This window comes from Streptomyces sp. NPDC030820 (assembly GCF_055572075.1).
The window spans coordinates 41,982-60,471 of sequence record NZ_JBVIEB010000027.1 but is presented as its reverse complement, the minus strand read 5'-3'; the positions used below and the strand labels follow the sequence as shown (position 1 = coordinate 60,471).

The following is an 18,490-nucleotide window of genomic DNA, read 5'->3' as shown; positions in this document are numbered from 1 at the left end:
GCAACCCGGTGGTGGCTGTCAAGGACAGACGTAGGTGAAGCTCGCCTTCGCCTCCATCGGGGCCGACTGGTGCGAGATCCTCAGGCGGGCGGTCCCCCGGAAGCGACCCGAACCGCGGACCGTCCAGCGCAGGTTCACCCTGACCCGGCGCTCACCGCGGTGGGCGGTGCGGACCAGCTCGCCCGAGTCCTGGCCGCTCGCGCGCAGCCACCGGTATGTGACAGGGCCGCCGTGCCCGTCGGTGGTGACGACACCGATCAGGTCGGCCGTCTGATCGCAGTGCAACGGCCCGGCGGGGGCCTGGACCCGCACGGCGACGACCGCGGGAGCGGGGGCCGGGCGCAGCAGCAGCCAGAGCAGGACGGCGGCGATCGCGACGACGGCGGTGGTGACGATCCAGCCCCGGCGTCTGCGGCGCGAGCGTGGGGAGGTGGCTGCCGCTGCCTCGGTCCGCCATCGTGCACGCAGGGCGTCCTGATCCTCCAGGGGAACCCCGGGCCCGAACCGGAGCAGGATCTCGTCGCAGTCCTCCCCTGCCGCCACCGGAGGCGAGGTGGCACGGTTGCGCTTGCCGAGGACGGTCGCCTGGGTGTCCGGGGCGGTGGGACGGCGAGCGCGGCCGACCGTGGTGAGCTGGTCGGCGACGGCCGGTGGGTGAGGTCCGGGTGCGGGCAGGGGAACTCGCGGGTCCGGGCCCGCGGCGCTGTGGGCGCGGGCCGCCGCGGCGAGTTGGTCGGCGGTGGCTGAAGGGTGGGACGCGCGGTCGGGCGCGGTAGCAGGGTGTTCGGGGGCGGTGGGGCGGGGAGCGGGGTCAGCTGTAGTCGGCGCCGGGTGACGGTTCGTCGCTGGAGTCGGGCGGTCGGGAGCCACTGCAACGGAAGGTGCCGGTCCCTTCGGCGGCGCGAACTCCGGGGTCGACGCGGCAGTCGCCGCGCGCAGCGCCGTGCGGCGCAGGAAGTCCGCCGGAAGCGCCGCGCGCCCGCCCACCAGGACGGCCCGGGCCGCCGCCAGCCCCTCCGACTCGGCGGTGGCAGAGCAGCGGGCGACCAGGTCCGCCGCGGGGGTTCCGGGCTGCGTCCAGGCGGCGCCGAGGGTGCGGGCCAAGGCAGCCCAGGCAGCGGTGCCGACTGCCTGGCGGTCGGCGTGCGGCATGTCGCCCGACACCCGTACCGCCGCCGCGTCGCCCAGCACGGTGCCCAACTCCGCCTCGGCCAGCAGGGCGACCCCGTCCGGGGCCATCACGACGGTGTCGGGGCCGAGTGAGCCGTGGGTCAAGCCTGCTGTGTGCAGGGCGAGGAGGGTCTGGGCGGTCTCGTTGAGGATGCTGGCCACGCTGCCCGCGTCCGGGCGAGGGCCGTTGGCCGACGACAGGACGTCGGCCAGCGTGGGGGCCGGTGGCCGGGCCGTCAGCAGCCACACCTCACCGGCCTCCGCCACGAGGTCGACCGTAGCGAGCAGGCCGGGCAGCCTGAGCGTCGCCGTGGTGAGCACCGCCGCCGCCAGGCGCTCGCGCGTGCCTTCGGGCGCCAGCAGAGCGCGATCGATGCGCAGCGCGCCGAGGGTGGGCTCGCCGGACCGGGCGGGGAGCAGGGCATGCCAGGTGCCGTGCCGCGTGGTCCGTGACCAGCCGGACAGGGGGCGGCCGGCCACTGTGGTGGCTGTCGTCATGTCGATCCGTTCTCGTCGCGGCAGGGGGTGGCTCTCGGGCCCCTCGGGAGCATGGTCAGCACGGCGGTGCGTCCAGGGAGGCCGTCTGGGGACCGTTCGCTGCCGCCGGGTCGCTGATGAGCGTGACGTCCCAGGTGCCCCGGCACGGGTGGTTGGAGAAATCGGCCTCGAAGGTCAGGTCGTACCGCGTACTCCCGGACAAGGGCTGGGATTGGGAGCCGTACGGGTCGGCGGGCGTGTCGACGTAGTAGTTCGCGGTGACGGTCAGCGGACCGGTGCCCGTCGTCTCGACCGACACCGCCGCGATGAGCGTGCCCGGTTTCTGCCCGCGCTGCCAGGAGCCGATCGTGAGGGTGACCGTGCCGGGGGTGGCCACGCTCGGGGACGCGGTGGCCGGCGGCTCGGCCGCGGTCGTCTCCGTGGACGGGGTCGGCGAGGACGACGGGCTGTCCGAGGGCGTGACGGAGGGCGGTGCGTCGGCCGTGGGCGGGGCGACGGTCGGCGAGGTGGATGCGGAAGGTGAAGCGCCCGGCTTGGTGGGCGAGTCGACCGGTGACGGGTATGACGGGGTCGAACTCGCCACCGTCGTCGACGTGTCGTGCGGGCGGCCCGTCGCGTACGTCGCTCCGCCCGTGACGACCACCAGCGCGGCCACCCCACCGGTCGCCGCCTTCCATCCCCCTCGTTTCAGTCGGCCCAGCAGGGTCAGCGCACTGGCCGAGCCGTCGAGCGCGGCGGTCGTGGTGAACGGGAACAACAGGGCGAGCAGCGCGGCGAGTTCGGCAAGTCTGCGACGGCCGCGCTCCTCCCAGCCGGCGCCATAGCCTTCGGTGGCGGACCGTTCCAGGTCGGCGAGGAACGTCTCGACGTCGGGCCGGTCCGCCGGGTCCTTCGCCAGACCCGCGCGCAGCAGCACACGCACCGGCGCGGGTACGTCGTCCAGCGGGACCGGTGCGCGCAGGTGCTGCAGGCGCAGCGCGGTCACGTCGTCGCCGGGGAACGGCCGCCGGCCGGTCAGGCACTCGAAGAACACCACGGACGCCGCGTAGACGTCGGCCCCCGGACCGGCGGGCTCGCCGTTCCACTGCTCCGGCGCCATATATGCGGGCGTACCCGCGGCCTCGGTCTCCCGGCCGCTGCGCACCGCGATGCCGAAGTCGGCGAGCGCGCTGGTGCCGTCGCCGCGGACCAGGACGTTCTCCGGCTTGTAGTCGCGGTGCACCACCCCGGCCGTGTGGGCCGCGCCCAGTCCGAGCAGGGAGCCCTTGAGCAGGACGAGCGCGGCCTCGGGGCCGGTCGCCCCGTGCCGACGCAGCAGGTGGCGCAGGCTGACGCCGTCCACCGCCTCCATCACGATCGCGGCAGCCGCGCGTGCCTCGACGTACTCGTACAGCCGCACCACGCACGGGTGCCGCAGCTCGCCGAGCAGCCGGGCCTCGGCCCGGAAACGGGCCAGGAACTCCCGGTCCGCGCACAGGCGCTCGCTCAGGTACTTGATGGCGACGGGCACGCCGGTCGCGGTGTGCCGGGCGAGGACGACCCGGCCGCCTGCTCCCTCGCCGAGCGTGCGGACGGCCTCGTAGCCGGGTACGGCCCAGCCGCCGTCGGCGTGCGTGTCCTGGGTCATGCCGTCCCCTCCACCGGCGCGGGGAGCCCGGCGCCCTGCGGCACGTCCTTCGCGCCCCGCCGGCGCCGTACCCGGCGCAGCAGCCAGCGCACGGGCGCGGCCCACACCGGGAAGGCGACCAGGGCGACCACGGCCGCCTCGATCACCGTGGTCCACGGCTCGGCCAGCCGGCCTTCGAGCAGGTCGCCGATCCGGGAGCGCCAGGCCAGCAGGGCGAGGGCGAGAAAGCCGTAGGTGCCCACGACGACCGCGAGGCCGTAGGCGGCAAGCCCGGCCTGACGCAGGCCGGGCCGGTTGCCCGCGCGCAGGTCTCGCCACAGGCCCGTGCGGAAGTAGGCGCTCGCCTCCTCGCGCAGCCGTGGCACCCGCAGGGCGTCGGTCAGCGCCTGGTAACCGTCCAGCGGCATCAGCGGGTTGAAGTTGTAGAGGGTGTTCAGGTAGAGGCCGAAGGCGAGGTGGTAGAGGACGGCCGAGGCCGGTCCGGCAGGCAGCAGGACCGCGCCGCCGGCGCACCAACCGGCCAGCGCCGCCGTGGACAGCGGCCCGGACAGGGCCACCACGACCCGTGACCAGCGGGAGCCGAACCACATGTCGCTGGTGTCCACGAACGCGAACGGCATGCCCATCATCAGCAGGAACCCGCCGCGCCGGACCTTGCGGCCGTACGACTTCACGGCCAGCGCGTGCGTCAGCTCGTGGACGAGCAGCGCGGTCACGTATCCGGTGGCCAGCAGGACCGGGCCCCACACGCCCGCTCCGCCGAAGTCCAGCAGGTGGTGCCGGCCCTGCGCGGCGAAGAACGCGACGAGGCCGCCGGCGACCGACAGCCAGGCGAGCAGCACGCCGGTCCGGGTGAACAGCCGCCAGCCGATGGCCCGATAGAGCCGGGTCACCAATCGGTCGAGGCCTGGGACGGACACCTCCAGCTTGAGCAGCGCCCGGTACACGGCACTCGCCGCGCGCCGCCAGCCCTTCGGCCGCTCCTCCTCCGGCCGGCCGGGCAGGCCGCGCAGCAACCCGGCTTCCGCGAACGCGGCCAGCGCGGACTCGATGCGGGGCAGGGCGAGTTCGCCGTAGCGGTCGGCGTAGGCGAACAGCAGGTCCCGTACGGTGTTGTCACCGTCGACGGCGTGCCAGAGGAAGACCTGGCGCTCGTCCAGTTCCAGATAGCGGCCGGTGCGGGTGCTGCTGAGCACCCAGCGGGGAGCGCCGCGTTCGGTGGGGACCTGCTTGAGGGCCCAGCCGGAACGCCGTCGGGGGCGCGCGGTGAGCGGGCCGTTCGCCTCCGGGGCCTCCTCCTGTCCGGCGATGGGCAGATGGGTCAGCTGGGTGCCGACGACCATCGTGCGGGAGCCGATCCGGGCGTCGCGGGGCTGCTCGAACACCAGGCGTACGTCACCGACGGACAGCTCGGTGCCGTCGGCGAGGCCGGCCGCGCCGCCGTGCAGCTCGACACCGCCGACCGCGATGCCGTTGAAGGAGTCCAGGTCCTCGATCCGGAAACCCTCGGCGGTGCGGACGATACGGGCGTGGCGGCGCGAGACACTGCCGTCGGACAGGACGACGTCGTTGTCCTCGCCCCGGCCCAGCATGGTGACAGGTCCGGTCAACGCGACGAGCAGGGTGGGGTCGTCGAGGCCGCGCAACTGGGGCGCGGCGTACGACGTCGGTGCGGCACCCCGACGCGGGGTGCCGCAGTGCAGGCAGTACGGGAAGTCGCGCCGCACGTGGACGCGGCAGACGTGGCAGAGCATGCGGTGGCTCAGCCCGCGCCGGAACCGCTGGCGAACGTGCCTCCGTCGAAGCCTGCGTCGGCTTCCGCGGCGGGGCCGGAGTCCGGCAGGTGCGTGGCGGCGTTTCCGAGGCCGGAGGCGGGCAGGCCGCCCTGGACGATGATGTGATCACCGCTGCCACCCTCGCCCGAGGCGGGCAGGCCGCCCTGGACGATGATGCGATTACCACCGCCGGGCTCACCGATACCGCCGGGACGCCGACCGACGTTCTCCTGGCTGCCTCCGCCGTTTCCGTCGCCCCCACTGTCACCGCCGCCATGGCCACCGCCACCGCTGGGACGGTTGGTGTTCTCCGGGTCACCACCACCCTCACCACCACCGCCACCGCCACTGTCACCGCCGCCATGGCCACCGCCACCGCTGGGACGGTTGGTGTTCTCCGGGTCACCACCACCCTCACCACCGCCACCCCCACTGTCACCGCCGCCATGGCCACCGCCGCCACTGGGACGGTTGGTGTTCTCCGGGTCACCACCACCCTCACCACCACCACCCCCACTGTCACCGCCGCCATGGCCACCGCCACCGCTGGGACGATCGGTGTTCTCCGGGTCACCACCACCCTCACCACCACCGCCACCGCCACTGCCGCCGCTGTCGCCGCCACCATCGCCGCCGTCACGGTCGTAGATGCCCCCGTGACCGAAGTGACCGGCGTCACTGCCGCCTTCACCGCCTACACCGCCGAAGCCGCCGTCCCCACCGGCACCGCCGAAGCCGCCATGGCCACCGAGATCACCGACCCCACCGTCACCGAGACCGCCGTCACCGAGACCGCCGTCACCGAACCCACCATCGCCGAAGCCACCGGCGCCCAGCCCCCCGTCACCGAAGCCACCGTCGGCACCGCCGCCGAACCCGCCGAAGCCTCCCTCGGCTCCGCCGAACCCGCCGTCGCCCCCGGCGCCGAAGTCACCGAAGCCCCCTTCGGCACCCCCGCCGACCTGCCCACCGAGCCCGCCGAGGTCCGCGCCCGTACCCGCGTTCCCGTGCTCGTCAAAACCGCCGACGCCGCCGAAGCCGCCGAAATCTCCGAACTGTCCCTGATCACCGGCCGATTCGACGGGCGACCGGTCCAGCAGCGGGCCGCCGAGCAGGCTGTGGGAGCCGGTCGACGCCACGTCGACACCGCCGACGCCCTCCTGACCCGCGGCGGGATCAGGCAGCTCCGACGAGTGGCCGGCGGAGGCCGGGCCCCCAGCGTCGTGGTCGCCGGAGACCTGGTCCGCCGGAACGGCGTGGGTCGTGTGGTCGGCCGGGACGTCGTGGTGCGCCAGCGCATGCGCCGCGCTTCCGAAGAACAGGGACGACTTGGACAGCCGTGGGTCGAGAGCGGCCGGTCCCCCGTCGGTGCCGGATTCGACGCGGAGGGAGCGGAGTTCGGCGACCTGCGTGGGCGACAATCCGAGTCTTCGCGCCACCTCGTCAGTGTCGCCGTCGAGTTCGGCACGGAAGGCCGGGTCGACGGCCAGGCGGGTCAGGGCAGCACGATATGCGTCGTCGGTCATGGTTCGGTCTCCGTCGGTCTGCGGGCATTGATGCCGATCGCGGCGGAACCGAGGATCCCCCCTGGTCGGCGGCAACTGCCATTTCCGGCCATCCCCGCCGATACCTGCAGGACACGTTATAGAGGCTTGGCATGGGCAACGCAAGAGCAGCGAGCAGGGCGGTTGACGGGTGCCGGGCGCCCAGCCGCGCCGCGTACTCACCGATCAGATATGGTCATCGATCCACCGGCATGTCGACGAAATACCGAACAGCCGGAGCCTGCCCCCTGTCAGCCCTTCCTCACCGGTGAACGTCCGCCCTCATTGCCTCAAGCTGCAGCTGATCCTGTCCCAGCAGTGACCGCGACAGTGAGCAGAAGACCGCGCCGAAGCCCAGGGCGGAGAAGCCCGGGCACCCCAAGGGCCGTCACTGATCCGCAGTCGTGCCGTTTGCGTCTGACGAGTTCCTCCGCTGCGTCGGAGGTGAAGGTCGACGTCGTATCCCAGGCGCTCAGCTGGGCGAGGAGACGTCAGCGGGCCCGGGCGGCTCTCTGCGCGTCGTTACGGCAACGGAGTTGATTTCCCTCGCCGGGTCGACCGACGCCGAGCCACCCAGAGGCGGTTCAAGATCAGCACCGCTGTCCCCGCGATGGGCCAGCCTACGGAGCCGCCGTCGTGGTAGACCTTAACCCCTAGAGCCAGCAAGATTGCGCCGGCTGTCAGGCCCATCAGGTCGTGGAGGATATCCATCCGTCTCGCGATCTTCGAAAGGTTGACCACGGCTTGATCGTGACAGGGAGCATGCTCGCTGCCAAGGGCGAATTCCCTGGTACTCGCGCGCTTGGGCATCCAGTTGCAGTTGCTGAGCGAGCCAGGGAAGGGCCTGGGGCAGTTCGCGGTTCCAGGTGGCGAAGTTGTGGCCGGCGGACGGCAGGATGATCGACGCGGTCCGCAGCGGTGGCTGGGCGGCAGCAAGGAAGTCCTGGGTGGCCTGGTAGTTGTCCTCACCATGGCGACTGCTGGTGACCAGCACGGAGACCTGCGGCACCGGGAGATGCTTCAGCCGCCAGATGAGGTCGTTTTCAGGCTCCAGTTTCGCGTTGCCTCCGAAGAGGTCGCCGGTGGTGACGTCGACTTCGGGCTTGTAGTAGCCGGAGAGTGACACTGCGGACGAGTAGACACTGGGGTGGCGCAGGGCGAACTTCAGTGCGCAGTACCAACGCCGTGCTCAAGCTCCAGTCGAGCGCCACCACGCCCGGCCTGGACGTGCACGCCCTCAACGCGGTCTGGGCTACGACCGGCACGGGAAGCGAACTGGACGCCGTCACCGCTCCGGAAGCCAAGTGACGGCCACCGCGCCGTGGTCGGTCGATGTCACCGGCCTGGTCGCAGGCTGGGCAGACGGGGCGAACGCCAACAACGGCCTGGTCTCTTCTTCAACTGGGGCGGCAAGGGTGCCTGGGACCACGCGGGCGTCATCACCAAAATGGCCAACGGTAAGGCATACGTGAGCGCGCACACCGGCGCCCGTCTGAACAAGCCCCTCGACTACTACATCGCCACATCGAAGGGCACGTGGGCGGACATCTTCCACGTCGTTCCGGGGTGGTACTGATGACCAAGTCCTCCAGGAAGCGCCTGTGGGCGGCGGCGGTGGGAGTGGCCGTCCTGGGAGCGGCCGCCGTCACCTGGTGGCTGCTGCGCGACCCCACCCCCTACTCCCTGCGCAAGACACCGGCGGTGAAGGTCACCGTCCACGCCGTGAAATCGGAGTACCCCGACGCCAAGCAGGTCGCCGGCGACGTCGATCTGCTCGTCAAGGTGTACGTCCAGCGCCTCAAGGCCGGTGACGCCACCGACCTGGCTCGCATCGGCGCCCCCTGGTACACCGGCCGGGAACAGGCCGCGCAGAAGCTGATCACCCGGTACGGCGCACACGCCGACGAACCCGTCGAGGCAATCGTTCAGGACCCCGTGGTTCCCTACCTCGCCAAAGTCGAGCTCCGCTTCGGCGATGGGCAGCGACAGACGGTGGACCTCAGCCGCGACCACGATCACGTGTGGTGGCTGCAACTAGGGGAGGGCGATCCCGTGGCCCCGTAGGCACCGGATTCGCCTACGAGAGTGCGACCAGCCGCCTGCGACCTCCTCGCGGGCGGCTGCTCGTCGCAGGACAAGCTGTGCTCCTCGCAGCGATCGGCTTCGGACAGCACCTGCACGCGGACACACTGCACGCGACACTGACCGACTGCCTCATGGCCGACGAGGAGAGCCTGCCGCCCACGGACCCGTTCCCCACCTGGGACACCTACGGTATCGAAGACACCTGCGCGCATGAGCATCCCGAACTCGTGGCGGGCCCCTGAGGACCCCGGGCCGGGCGGCGAACACAGCCACGGCGTCGCCCGGCCCGGTATGGACACCAAGAGCTCCGGATAAATGCGTTGGGCTGACCGGCCCCCGCTGATAGCGTCTGGGCGGCCGTGAGAGAACGCGAGGAGGTGAGACCCATGAAGGCTGTGTCCATGTGGGTGCTCCCCCATGTCGTCACGGTGGGCGATTGACGTAGGTGTCGCCGGGAGCGCCTCGAACAAGGCACTTCTGAGAGGCAACACCTATGAACTTTGTGCATTCCACTCCGGGCACGGACAACCATCCGGTTGTGGTCACGCGGGTCTCGGACACGCAGTGGCACGCTGTGGAGGACGACCTGACGGTCGGCCGCGGCATCGCTTCGCGTCGGCCCGACGGGCGGCTCTTCGTCAGCATCGACGCGTGGCACGGCGCGGTCTTCGACCGCATCGCAGACGCGATGCTCGCGGACCTGCCGACACCGCTGTACACCGTCGTCGACGAGGCCGACCACGACTCGAGGTCCGCCTGGCAGCGGGCCGGCTTCGCCACCGCACGCCGCGAGTGGGGATATCTCGTGCCCACCGACCCGCAGATCACCGGGCTCGGCTCGGTACGACCCCCGTCCGGCGTGACGATCGTGCCCGCCGGTGAGGCGGAGGAGGGCCCTCTGCGCGCCCTGGACCGCCTCATCCGCGACGAGATCGAGGCCACCGTCGGATGGCAGACGATGCCGGCCGAGGTGCTGCCCCGCCCCGCGGGGACCACCGTACTCGACCCGTCGAAGTACGCGGTGGCAAGGCACGTGGACGAGTACGTGGGACTGGTCCGGGTGGGGCCGCTGACCCGGCAGCCTCGGATCGGGCTGATCGCCGTCCGGGCCGATCGGCACCGCCGCGGCATCGCCCGGGCGCTGCTGGCCCACGCGCTCGGTTCCTTGCACCGCTCCGGGACCGCTTCGGCATGGGCCGAGGTGAACGAGTCCAACGCGGCGGCGACCGCCCTGTTCGAGAGCATCGGTGCCCGGCGCGCGGCCAGCACCCTGGAGCTCGTCCGCCGCTGACGCTCCGACGCATCGCACCGAGCGGCCGCTTCCTACTGAATTCGCCGTCACAGAACGGGAGAAGTGAGAGACCATGACAAAGGCAGCAGGGGGCGTAGAAGCCGAAGGCACCGTCATCGAGTGCCTGCGCAACGCCACCTTCACAGTGGAACTCCAGAACGGGCACACGGTGCTCGCCCACATCAGCGGGAAGATCCGGAAGAACCGCATCAAGATCCTCCCGTACGACCGAGTGCTCGTGGAACTCAGCCCCTACGACCTCACCCGCGGCCGGATCCGCTACCGATACAGGGCGTAACGGAAGGTGCGGAGCGCCATCTCGCGTGCGTTCTTGATGGCCTGTGCTATCTGCCGCTGCTGCTGACGCGTCACGTGGGTCACCCGACGGCTGCGGATCTTTCCGCGGTCGGAGATGAACTTCCGCAGCAAGTGGGTGTCCTTGTAGTCGATGTAGGTGATGCCGGCGGCGTCCAGCGGGTTGGTGCGCTGACGCTTGGCAGTCTGACGCCGGATGCTTGTGCGTCGGGTCATGGTGAGGTCGGTCCTCTCTTTCAGGTCACGGGGGTCGAGCAAGTCATCGAACACATGCGGGAGTTGCTTCCAGCGGTCCCTGCCGGCCGCGTACTCGTCGTCGGTGAGCAGGCACGAGTCGAGCAGGGCCGACAGGCCGTCGCGGTCCAGGCCGGGTGAGGTGAAGGTGAGGTACTGGCAGCGGTCGCCGTGTTCGGGGTGCCAGTCCACGGAGGCGCGAGGCGGCGCTCGGCGGGCACCATCTCCCAGGCGGCGTCGGGCAGAGCTGCCAGCCAGGGCCCGGCCGACTCCACGCACAGCGCGCCGCCGGCGGCGTCCCAGGACAGCAGTGTGTCGGGGCGGTCCGCCAGCCAGAACCTCCCGCGGCTGCGCGCGGCGGCGCGGGTGAGGTCCTCAAGCGTCGCGTGCAGGCGCTGCGGATGGAAGGGCCGTTCGCGCCGCCGGACGAAGGTGCTCACGCCGTGCCCGTCGCGCGACTGCGGCAGCAGCGCGCACGCCGGATGCACACGGGCGGTGGCCGCTGTCACGTCGAAGCCCGCCGACAGCGCTGCCCCCAGGGCACCGTCGCTCTCCACCCGTACGCTTCGTGCGCCTGGTGTGAGCTGGGCGAGCAGCGCGTGGTCGGTGTCGTCGGCGACCTCGTCGCAAGAATCGTCGTCGCCGAGGGCGATCACCGTGGGGTACTCCAGCTGCTGGGCGAAGGGGTGGGTACGGCCCCGGGCCCCGCACGCGGACGGCTTCCGCGTGCGGGACCCCGGGACCGTACGGAAGATCAGCTGGTCGTCAGGGCGGTGTCGTCCACGACGAAGCTGGTCTGCAGCGAGGAGTCCTCCACGCCGTTGAACTTCAGGGTGACCGTCTGGCCCGCCAGCGAGGACAGGTCGAAGGTCTTCTGCGCGTACCCGGAGTTGTGGTTGAGGTTCGAGTACGTCGCCAGGGTGGTCGAACCGGCGGTCACCGTCAGCTTGTCGTACTGGGTGCTGGTGGTGGTCTCCGAGGTGTCGATGTGCAGGTAGAAGGTGAGCGTGGCCTTGCAGCCGGCCGGGATCGTCACCGACTGGGACAGCGTGTCGGTGTGCGACGAGCCGTAGCCGTCGAGCCAGGCGTAGTACGAGCCGCCGTGGGCCGCCTCACCGGTGTCGTTGACGATCACACCGCTGGTGGCACTCCAGCCGGTGTTGCCCGACTCGAAGCCCGGGTTGGCCAGCAACTGGGAGGACGTGCAACCGCCACCACCGGAACCGACGGTCCAGGTGAAGGACGTCGAGCCGGAGGCGCCGGTGGAGTCCTTCGCGGTGACCGTGACCTGGTAGGTGCCGGCGGTGGAGGCCGTACCGGAGATCAGGCCGGTGGAGCTGTTGATGGACAGGCCGGTCGGCAGGCCGCTCGCGCTGTAGGTGAGGGAGGCGCCGCCGCTGTCGGTGGCCTTGATCTGCAGGCTGACCGAGCTTCCGGTGGTGGTCGACTGGCTGCCGGGGTTGGTGACGGTCACTGTGTTGCCACCGGTGGAGCCGGAGGTGAAGGCGGCGGTGCCGTTCGGGGTGCCCCAGCCGGTCGGGCCGTCGTAGCCGGTGCCCGCGGTGCAGAAGTACGACGGGGAGCAGCTGCCGTTGTTGCCGCTGGTGACGTCGTACAGGTTGCCGGTGTGCTGGTAGGGGTACTTCGCCGGGTAGTCGCTCGCGCCCGGGGTGCCCGCGAGGGCGTAGACGGAGGCGACGATCGGCGAGCTGGCGCTGGTGCCGCCGTAGACCGCCCAGCCGGTGCCGCCGTAGGTGTCGTAGACCGCCACACCGGTGGCCGGGTCCGCGACCGCGGAGACGTCGGCCTCCATGCGCTTGGCGCAGCCGGAGTCGGTCTGCCAGCTCGGCTTCGGGTCGTACGCCGAGCAGCCGGAGCCGGTGCCCTCGGTGGAGTTGGTGTGCCACACCGACTCGCTCCAGCCGCGGGAGTTGGAGGCGGTGGTCAGCGCGGTGCCGCCGACGGCCGTCACGTACTGGGAGGTGGCCGGGTACTCGGCGCCGTAGGCGGAGTCACCCGAGGAGACGGTGATCGCGACACCCGGGTGCTTGAAGTACGAGGTGTCGTCGCCGGTCTGCGAGGAGGACTCGGAGCCGCCCCAGCTGTTGGAGACGAACTTGGCGCCGAGTGCCACGGCCTCGTTCTCGGCGGCGCCGAGGTCGGCCATGCTCGCGGAGTTGGCCTCGACCAGGATGATGCTGCAGTTCGGGCAGACGGCGCTGACCATGTCGATGTCGAGCATCTCTTCACCGGCCCAGCCGCTGTCGTTGGTCGGCAGCGAGGTGGTGGAGCCGGTCTGGCTGACCTGCTTGAAGCAGCCGTTGGCCTTGGTGCAGGACGACAGACCGTAGGTGGAGCGGTACGTGGCCAGGTCCGACTCGGCGTTGGGGTCGTTGTAGGCGTCCACGATGCCGACCGTCATGCCCGAACCGGCTGCGGTGGGCAGGTTGTAGGCGCTGTGCAGGTTGGCCGGGGAAAGGCCGGAGGGCGCGGCAGCGGCAACCGCCGAGGCGAGCCGCTGCTTGATGTCGGTACGGCGCTGGGCGAAACAGGACGCATGACCTGGCTCGGCGGTGGCGCACAGGTGCTGGGTCGGCACCTTCTGGCCGGCCTTGCCGGTCGAGTGGTAGGTCTGCCGCTCGGGGGCGGTCAGTGCCTTGTTGTTCTGCGTGACCTTGGAGGTCTGAGGGTGGGTCGCGGCAGGCTGGGCGCCGGCCGTCGGTGCGGCGGTGAATCCGGCGACGGTGAGGGCGAGGGCGGGGAAGGCGACGGCGACGAGTCTTCGCAGACTCCGTCCCCGCCCGCTCGGGTGTGACTCACGCATGGGGTACTGCCTCCGGTTGACGTGGGGATTCGCACTGGATGGGCAGGCCCGTGATTGCGCGTAGCGGCGGTGGAACCGCGCAGTCAGGAGCATGACACTCACAGCACCCTGCCGGGTGAGCGTGACATGACAGGGTGTGGGGGGAACGTAGACCGGAACAGGTCCTACCGGGCAGTACCGGGCCGAATTCTTTGCTTCTCCATAGAATGCGGTTGGCCCCCTCATGGGGGCCGGCGCGTGCTGATCAGCCTGGCCTCCCTTCCGGGACCGCACAGCAACCGCAAGCGCTCCCCACACCGTTGTCCAGCGTCTGCGGCACCCTCGACGAGCCCAATGACGTCAGCCGGCCGCGCACCGCCGCGCCGCCTCTGGCCACCTGCGTTGGGAACACACCGCAAGGGCTCTCCAGCCCCGAGACTGAACGGATCTACGGCCCGACCACGCCCCTTCGCGCCCTGCCGCACACCCGCAGAGGAGCCGTGCTCCTCCCATGGCGACGGGAGTTTCGCGGCACCCACTCCGGGGGCGGCGCGGAAAATGCGGCCGGTGAAGAGGTTCATGATCCAGGCATGGTGAGCAGAACGCTCGATCTTCTGGCGATGCTCGGGCTGAGTCCACGCCACAGCCATTCCCGTACTCTTCCTCAGAGCCGCCGCGCAGGACCGGCTCCGGAGGGGGCACGGACAACCGCGAGGGAGACGGCATGGGAACCGCTGACCGGCAGAGCGCCGGAGACTGGAACCGGGCCGGCGGCCCGCCCCGACCCAGAGGTGGTCGCACGAGCGAGTACGGCCACGACTACGGGTACGGGAATGTCCCTGAGTCGATACCTCACCCCGGCTACGGACCCGATGCCGACGCGGGCCACCTCCCCCTCTCTCAGGCGATAGGCCACGGGCACGCACCAGCGACCGCCGCCGAACATGGCTCCGGTCACAGCCCCGAAGCGGGAGCCGGCGGTCACGGACACAGCCACAGCCACGGGCCCGCGGCGCCGGTCTCCCGGCACCTGCGCAAGGTCATCGCGGCGATCCTGATCCCCTTCACCGCCGCGGTCGTGGTGGGGCTCGTCGTGCTGTGGCCGGGCGGAGCCCCGCCGCACAAACACACCGGTGTCGGCTTCGACCAGCAAACCCAGCAGGCGACGGTCACCAAGGTCCTCGAGGTGAGCTGCAAGTCGGTGAACGCCTCCAGCGAGACCCCGACCGGCGACACCTCCACCGCCGAGGGCAACTCGGCACAGCAGGAGGCGAACGGCACCTGCCACAAGGCCACGATCCGGGTCGACACCGGCAAGGACAAGGGACGCACCTTCACCGAGATCGTGCAGCCCGACCAGGCACGACAGCTCCACCAGGGCGAGAAGGTCGTCACTGCCTACGAACCCTCCGCGCCCAAGGACCTCCAGTACTCGGTCACCGACGTCAATCGCCGCTTCCCCATGGGCCTGCTGGCCGGCATCTTCGCACTCGCCGTCGTGGTCGTGGGCCGGCTGCGCGGCGTGATGGCGCTCGTCGCGCTGGCCATCAGCTTCCTGGTGCTGAACTTCTTCGTCCTGCCGGCCGTCCTGCAGGGCTCGAACCCGCTGCTCGTGGCGGTGGTCGGCTCGAGCGCCATCATGCTGATCGCCCTGTACATGTGCCACGGCCTGTCGGCCCGCACGTCGGTGGCGGTGCTCGGCACCTTGCTCTCGCTGGCGCTGATCGGCATCCTGGGCTCGGCGTTCATCGGCTGGGCCGCCCTCACCGGCAACACGGACGACAGCACCGGCCTGATCCACGGCCTGTATCCGAAGCTCGACATGAGCGGTCTGCTGCTCGCCGGCGTCATCATCGGCTCCCTCGGCGTTCTCGATGACGTCACCGTGACCCAGACATCGGCCGTCTGGGAACTGCACGACGCCAACCCCACGATGGGCTGGCGCGGACTGTACCGGGCAGGCATTCGAATCGGCCGCGACCACATCGCCTCCGTCGTCAACACCCTCGTCCTCGCCTACGCGGGAGCCGCGCTGCCGCTGCTGCTCCTCTTCTCCATCGCGGAGAGCGGCGTGGACACGGTCGCCAACAGCGAGCTGGTGGCCGAGGAGATCGTGCGCACGCTGGTGGGCTCGATCGGTCTGGTCGCCTCCGTGCCGGTCACCACGCTCCTGGCCGCCCTGGTCGTCTCGGCAGATCGGCCCGGTCCGCAGACGGGCACGACTACAGCAGGCGCGCCGGCTACCGGCCGAGCGCCTGCCAGCCGGGGCGGGCGTCGGCGGAAGCGTTAAGAGTGAACTCCCCAAGGGGCGCCTATCGACTGCGCTTCTCCGGTCTCTGCCCTCGAATCCACGACAGATTCACGCATCACGACGCACTCCAAGTGCGCGGTCATCGGAAAGATGTCGACTTGAGCAGGGTATACAAAAGCCCAGGTCAGGCCCGGTTCTTCGGCCTGCTGTCCCACTCGCGGGCGCCCGGAGCGTCAAACGAGCGTCACGGCCGGCGGTCATTTCTCCGGACGTCATAACGGAGTCATGCCTTCGACTCCCCGCAACCGTCACGGCACCGATGGACCTCTCCGGCTCGCCGGCGGCGTCTGCCGGAGTCGCTGAGCGAGTCGCACAGCCCGAGTGTGACGGCCACAGGGTGCGATCAGTGAGCGCATGCGATGGGCTGTTCGGACCAGATGGTCTTGTGGTTCTGGCCATGGCGGCAGCCCCAGCGCTCGGCGAGTTGGGCGACGAGGAACAGGCCGCGTCCGCCCTCGTCAGTGGTGCGAGCGCGGCGCAGGCGGGGTTGGGCGCTGTTGGAGTCGGTGACCTCACAGACCAGGACGTGGTGGCGGATCAGTCGCAGCTCGGCCGGCGGACGACCGTAGCGGATCGCGTTGGTGACCAGTTCGCTGACGATGAGTTCGGTGGCGAAGAGGAGGTCGTCCAAGCCCCACGCGGTGAGTTGGCGGGTCGCCCATGCCCGAGCGTCCGAGACGGCAGCCGGATCAGCCGGTATCTGCCAGCGAGCGGTGTCCTTGGCCGGTACGGCGCGGGTACGTGCCAGCAGCAGTGTCGCGTCGTCACGCGGTGCTTCGTCCACCAGCTGGTCGAGGAGGGCCCTGCCGGTCTCGTCCAGAGCGCGGTCCGGGCGGCAGGAGGTGGCGAGCGCACCGGTCAGCCGCTGGAGCCCGTCGCCGGCGTCGTGCGCGCCCCGGTGGACCAGGCCGTCGGTGTAGAGCGCGAGGACGCTGCCCGGTTCGAGGTCGATCGTGGTTGTCTCGTACGGCATGCCGCAGACGGCAAGGGGTGGCCCCGGCAGAATGTCGACGGCTTCGGCACGCCCGTCGGGCCGCAGAAGCACGGGCGGCGGGTGCCCGGCACTGGCCATGGCGCAGCGTCGTGTGACCGGGTCGTACACCGCGTACAGGCAGGTGGCGCCCATGACGTCGTGGTCGCCAGGCGGTGCTTCCGCCGCGAGGCGCTGGACCAGGTCGGCGATCCGCGTGAGCAACTCGTCCGGCTCCAGTTCGAGGTCGGCGAGGGTCTGGATGGCGGCGCGCAGACGGCCCATGGTGGCACTGGCGGGTATGCCGTGGCCGATCACGTCTCCGGCGACGAGGGCCAGGCGGAGAGCGGGCAGGGGTATGGCGTCGTACCAGTCGCCGCTGGTGCCGCCCCCACGGCCTGTGGGCAGGTAGGTGCCGGCGGTCTCGGCTGCCGGCGTGTCGGTCGTGGCCGGCGGAAGAAGTCTCTGCTGCAGGGCCATGGCCGCTCTGTGCTCGCGCGTGTAGCGGCGGGCGTTGTCGATGGCGAGTGCTCCGCGTGAGGCGATCTGCCTCATGAGATCGACCTCGTCCTCGGTGAACGGTTCGGATGGGCCGGTGCGCCAGACCACGATCGCGCCGAGGGTGAGGCCGCGGGCGTGCAGCGGTGCCACCATCACCGCGTGGGTGTCGTGCGGGAGGAGTTGCTCGGCCGGCTGTGGGCCGCCGATCAGGGTGATGAAGTCGTCCCGGCCGTAGACGACCGTCTCGCCGTGCTGGAAGCGGCGCAAAAGGGGGTGGTCGGACAGGGGTGGGACGAGGTTGCCGCGCTGGATGCCGGGCGGCCAGACCGCGGTGGCCGGCGCCAGGGCCGCGTTGCGCAGATGCGGATCTCCGCCACCCAGCCGCTCTGCGGGTTCGCCACCGTCGAAGACGGCGTCCGCAAGGTCGACTGCTGCGAGATCACCGAAGGTGGGTACAAGGGCGTCCGCGAGATCCTGGGCGGTCCGCACGGCATCCAGGGAGCTCCCCACCCGCTCGGCGACCGCGTGGGCAAGATCCAGCTGTCGGCGGGCACGCAGTTGGTCGGTGTCGTCTATGTACAGGGCTGCGACTCCTGCGGGGCGTCCTCGCGCGTCCTCCAGTCGGAAGGCGGACAGCGACAGCGCGTGTCGCCGCGCCGGATGGTGTCGCCAGCTCACTCGCTGGTGCCTGTGGATCACCGGGACGCCCGTCTCGAGCACCTGCCGCAGTACCCCTTCGATGGTCTCGGCGTCCTCGGCGCACAGCACGTCGCTCAGTCGGGCGCTGGGCTGTATGGGACGGCCGTCGGGAGTGTCCGGCACGGCGTTCGTCTGCACGGTGGTGAGATGCGTGTCGTGCAGGGCGATCGTGATCCGGTTCTGCGCGGTCAGTGCGCGCAGGAGGGCTGCGCCGTGCCGGTGGTCGGCGACGTGCGGAGTGGGGGCTGCGAGCACGAGGAAGTCCGCCGAGCCGCTCACCCGTGTGGTCCGGAATGTGACGTCGATCGTGTTGCCGCACTGGTGACGCAGTCGTACCCGGCCGGTCGTCGGCACTTGTGCGTCCCTGCGCGAGTCGTGCGGGAGGTCGGCCACGAGCTCCCGCACGGGGCGGCCGTGGACCTCGTCGGCGCAGAACCCGGTCAGGTCCTGTGCTGTGCCGGTCCACCCCACCACCGTGCCCCGATCGTCGAGCACTGCCGCGGCCAGACCGTCGAAGGCGGGCGGCCGACCGCCGGGGTCGGCACCGAAGACGCTCGTCGCACCTCGAAAGGCGCCTGCCGGGTCGGCGTTTTCAACATCCGATGGGTCCATGTCTCTGGCTTTCGTTACGAGGTTCCGCGACTACGGCAGATGGGGATCCTGTGGC

Annotated in this window: 14 protein-coding genes and 1 pseudogene; 6 read left to right on the top strand and 9 right to left on the bottom strand. The window is 70.9% G+C overall.

Annotated features, from left to right (window positions below):
* Positions 1–18: 18 nt before the first annotated feature.
* The 5 genes from ACZ418_RS41620 to ACZ418_RS41600 all read right to left on the bottom strand — a co-directional run bounded on the left by ACZ418_RS41620 (position 19) and on the right by ACZ418_RS41600 (position 7,740).
* Positions 19–1,668 (bottom strand): protein kinase family protein, encoded by a 1,650-nt coding sequence (locus tag ACZ418_RS41620; RefSeq protein ID WP_468373741.1) that lies wholly within the window; start codon positions 1,666–1,668, stop codon positions 19–21.
* A 55-nt stretch (positions 1,669–1,723) separates the two neighbouring features.
* Entirely contained in the window at positions 1,724–3,295 is a 1,572-nt protein-coding gene (locus ACZ418_RS41615) for a serine/threonine-protein kinase (protein ID WP_468373739.1), read from the bottom strand.
* On the bottom strand, positions 3,292–5,049 hold the full coding sequence (locus tag ACZ418_RS41610) for an FHA domain-containing protein (RefSeq protein ID WP_468373737.1): 1,758 nt from the start codon (positions 5,047–5,049) through the stop codon (positions 3,292–3,294). Before ACZ418_RS41610 ends, ACZ418_RS41615 begins: the two co-directional genes overlap by 4 nt.
* An 8-nt stretch (positions 5,050–5,057) precedes the next feature.
* The gene (locus ACZ418_RS41605; RefSeq protein ID WP_468373734.1) at positions 5,058–6,596 is read right to left on the bottom strand and encodes a hypothetical protein; all 1,539 of its coding nucleotides are present in this window, start codon (positions 6,594–6,596) and stop codon (positions 5,058–5,060) included.
* A 664-nt stretch (positions 6,597–7,260) separates the two neighbouring features.
* Entirely contained in the window at positions 7,261–7,740 is a 480-nt protein-coding gene (locus ACZ418_RS41600) for an alpha/beta hydrolase (RefSeq protein ID WP_468373731.1), read from the bottom strand.
* A gap of 41 nt (positions 7,741–7,781) precedes the next feature.
* Between ACZ418_RS41600 and ACZ418_RS41595 the strand changes: the two genes are divergently transcribed.
* The 5 genes from ACZ418_RS41595 (at position 7,782) to infA (ending at position 10,288) form a co-directional block, all read left to right on the top strand.
* Positions 7,782–7,922 carry a hypothetical protein gene (locus ACZ418_RS41595; RefSeq protein ID WP_468373728.1) on the top strand — a complete coding sequence of 47 codons (141 nt, stop codon included), beginning with the start codon at positions 7,782–7,784 and terminating at the stop codon, positions 7,920–7,922.
* Between the two features lie 267 nt (positions 7,923–8,189).
* The gene (locus ACZ418_RS41590; RefSeq protein ID WP_468373725.1) at positions 8,190–8,678 is read left to right on the top strand and encodes a hypothetical protein; all 489 of its coding nucleotides are present in this window, start codon (positions 8,190–8,192) and stop codon (positions 8,676–8,678) included.
* A gap of 77 nt (positions 8,679–8,755) precedes the next feature.
* Positions 8,756–8,941: a hypothetical protein gene (locus tag ACZ418_RS41585; protein WP_468373722.1), complete on the top strand. Its 186-nt coding sequence runs from the start codon at positions 8,756–8,758 to the stop codon at positions 8,939–8,941.
* A gap of 251 nt (positions 8,942–9,192) precedes the next feature.
* Positions 9,193–9,990, top strand: coding sequence for a GNAT family N-acetyltransferase (locus ACZ418_RS41580; protein WP_468373719.1), 798 nt, complete (start codon positions 9,193–9,195; stop codon positions 9,988–9,990).
* Between the two features lie 73 nt (positions 9,991–10,063).
* Positions 10,064–10,288 (top strand): translation initiation factor IF-1, encoded by a 225-nt coding sequence (infA, locus tag ACZ418_RS41575; protein ID WP_468373717.1) that lies wholly within the window; start codon positions 10,064–10,066, stop codon positions 10,286–10,288.
* On the opposite strand, the gene rpsR is transcribed toward infA, so the two are convergent.
* From rpsR to ACZ418_RS41560, 3 genes and pseudogenes are all read right to left on the bottom strand, one after another.
* Positions 10,270–10,521, bottom strand: coding sequence for a 30S ribosomal protein S18 (gene rpsR / locus ACZ418_RS41570; RefSeq protein ID WP_468373787.1), 252 nt, complete (start codon positions 10,519–10,521; stop codon positions 10,270–10,272). The genes infA and rpsR overlap by 19 nt on opposite strands.
* A gap of 30 nt (positions 10,522–10,551) precedes the next feature.
* Positions 10,552–11,222, bottom strand: a pseudogene (locus tag ACZ418_RS41565) (GTP-binding protein); the annotation flags it as partial.
* A gap of 71 nt (positions 11,223–11,293) precedes the next feature.
* Positions 11,294–13,363 carry a putative Ig domain-containing protein gene (locus tag ACZ418_RS41560; RefSeq protein WP_468373714.1) on the bottom strand — a complete coding sequence of 690 codons (2,070 nt, stop codon included), beginning with the start codon at positions 13,361–13,363 and terminating at the stop codon, positions 11,294–11,296.
* Positions 13,364–14,066: 703 nt separating this feature from the next.
* On the opposite strand from ACZ418_RS41560, the gene ACZ418_RS41555 reads away from it, so the two are divergent.
* Positions 14,067–15,632 (top strand): YibE/F family protein, encoded by a 1,566-nt coding sequence (locus ACZ418_RS41555; protein WP_468373711.1) that lies wholly within the window; start codon positions 14,067–14,069, stop codon positions 15,630–15,632.
* A gap of 364 nt (positions 15,633–15,996) precedes the next feature.
* Here ACZ418_RS41555 and ACZ418_RS41550 read toward each other — a convergent pair whose 3' ends face one another.
* Complete coding sequence (locus ACZ418_RS41550; RefSeq protein WP_468373708.1) at positions 15,997–18,435, bottom strand: SpoIIE family protein phosphatase; 2,439 nt, start codon at positions 18,433–18,435, stop codon at positions 15,997–15,999.
* Positions 18,436–18,490: the final 55 nt, after the last annotated feature.

Coding starts and splice junctions, on each gene's coding strand:
- ACZ418_RS41610 (WP_468373737.1), bottom strand. CDS start 5,049: ATGCTCTGCCACGTCTGCCGCGTCCACGTGCGGCGCGACTTCCCGTAC.
- ACZ418_RS41560 (WP_468373714.1), bottom strand. CDS start 13,363: ATGCGTGAGTCACACCCGAGCGGGCGGGGACGGAGTCTGCGAAGACTC.
- infA (WP_468373717.1), top strand. CDS start 10,064: ATGACAAAGGCAGCAGGGGGCGTAGAAGCCGAAGGCACCGTCATCGAG.
- ACZ418_RS41550 (WP_468373708.1), bottom strand. CDS start 18,435: ATGGACCCATCGGATGTTGAAAACGCCGACCCGGCAGGCGCCTTTCGA.
- ACZ418_RS41615 (WP_468373739.1), bottom strand. CDS start 3,295: ATGACCCAGGACACGCACGCCGACGGCGGCTGGGCCGTACCCGGCTAC.
- ACZ418_RS41580 (WP_468373719.1), top strand. CDS start 9,193: ATGAACTTTGTGCATTCCACTCCGGGCACGGACAACCATCCGGTTGTG.
- ACZ418_RS41590 (WP_468373725.1), top strand. CDS start 8,190: ATGACCAAGTCCTCCAGGAAGCGCCTGTGGGCGGCGGCGGTGGGAGTG.
- rpsR (WP_468373787.1), bottom strand. CDS start 10,521: ATGACCCGACGCACAAGCATCCGGCGTCAGACTGCCAAGCGTCAGCGC.
- ACZ418_RS41605 (WP_468373734.1), bottom strand. CDS start 6,596: ATGACCGACGACGCATATCGTGCTGCCCTGACCCGCCTGGCCGTCGAC.
- ACZ418_RS41620 (WP_468373741.1), bottom strand. CDS start 1,668: ATGACGACAGCCACCACAGTGGCCGGCCGCCCCCTGTCCGGCTGGTCA.
- ACZ418_RS41555 (WP_468373711.1), top strand. CDS start 14,067: ATGGGAACCGCTGACCGGCAGAGCGCCGGAGACTGGAACCGGGCCGGC.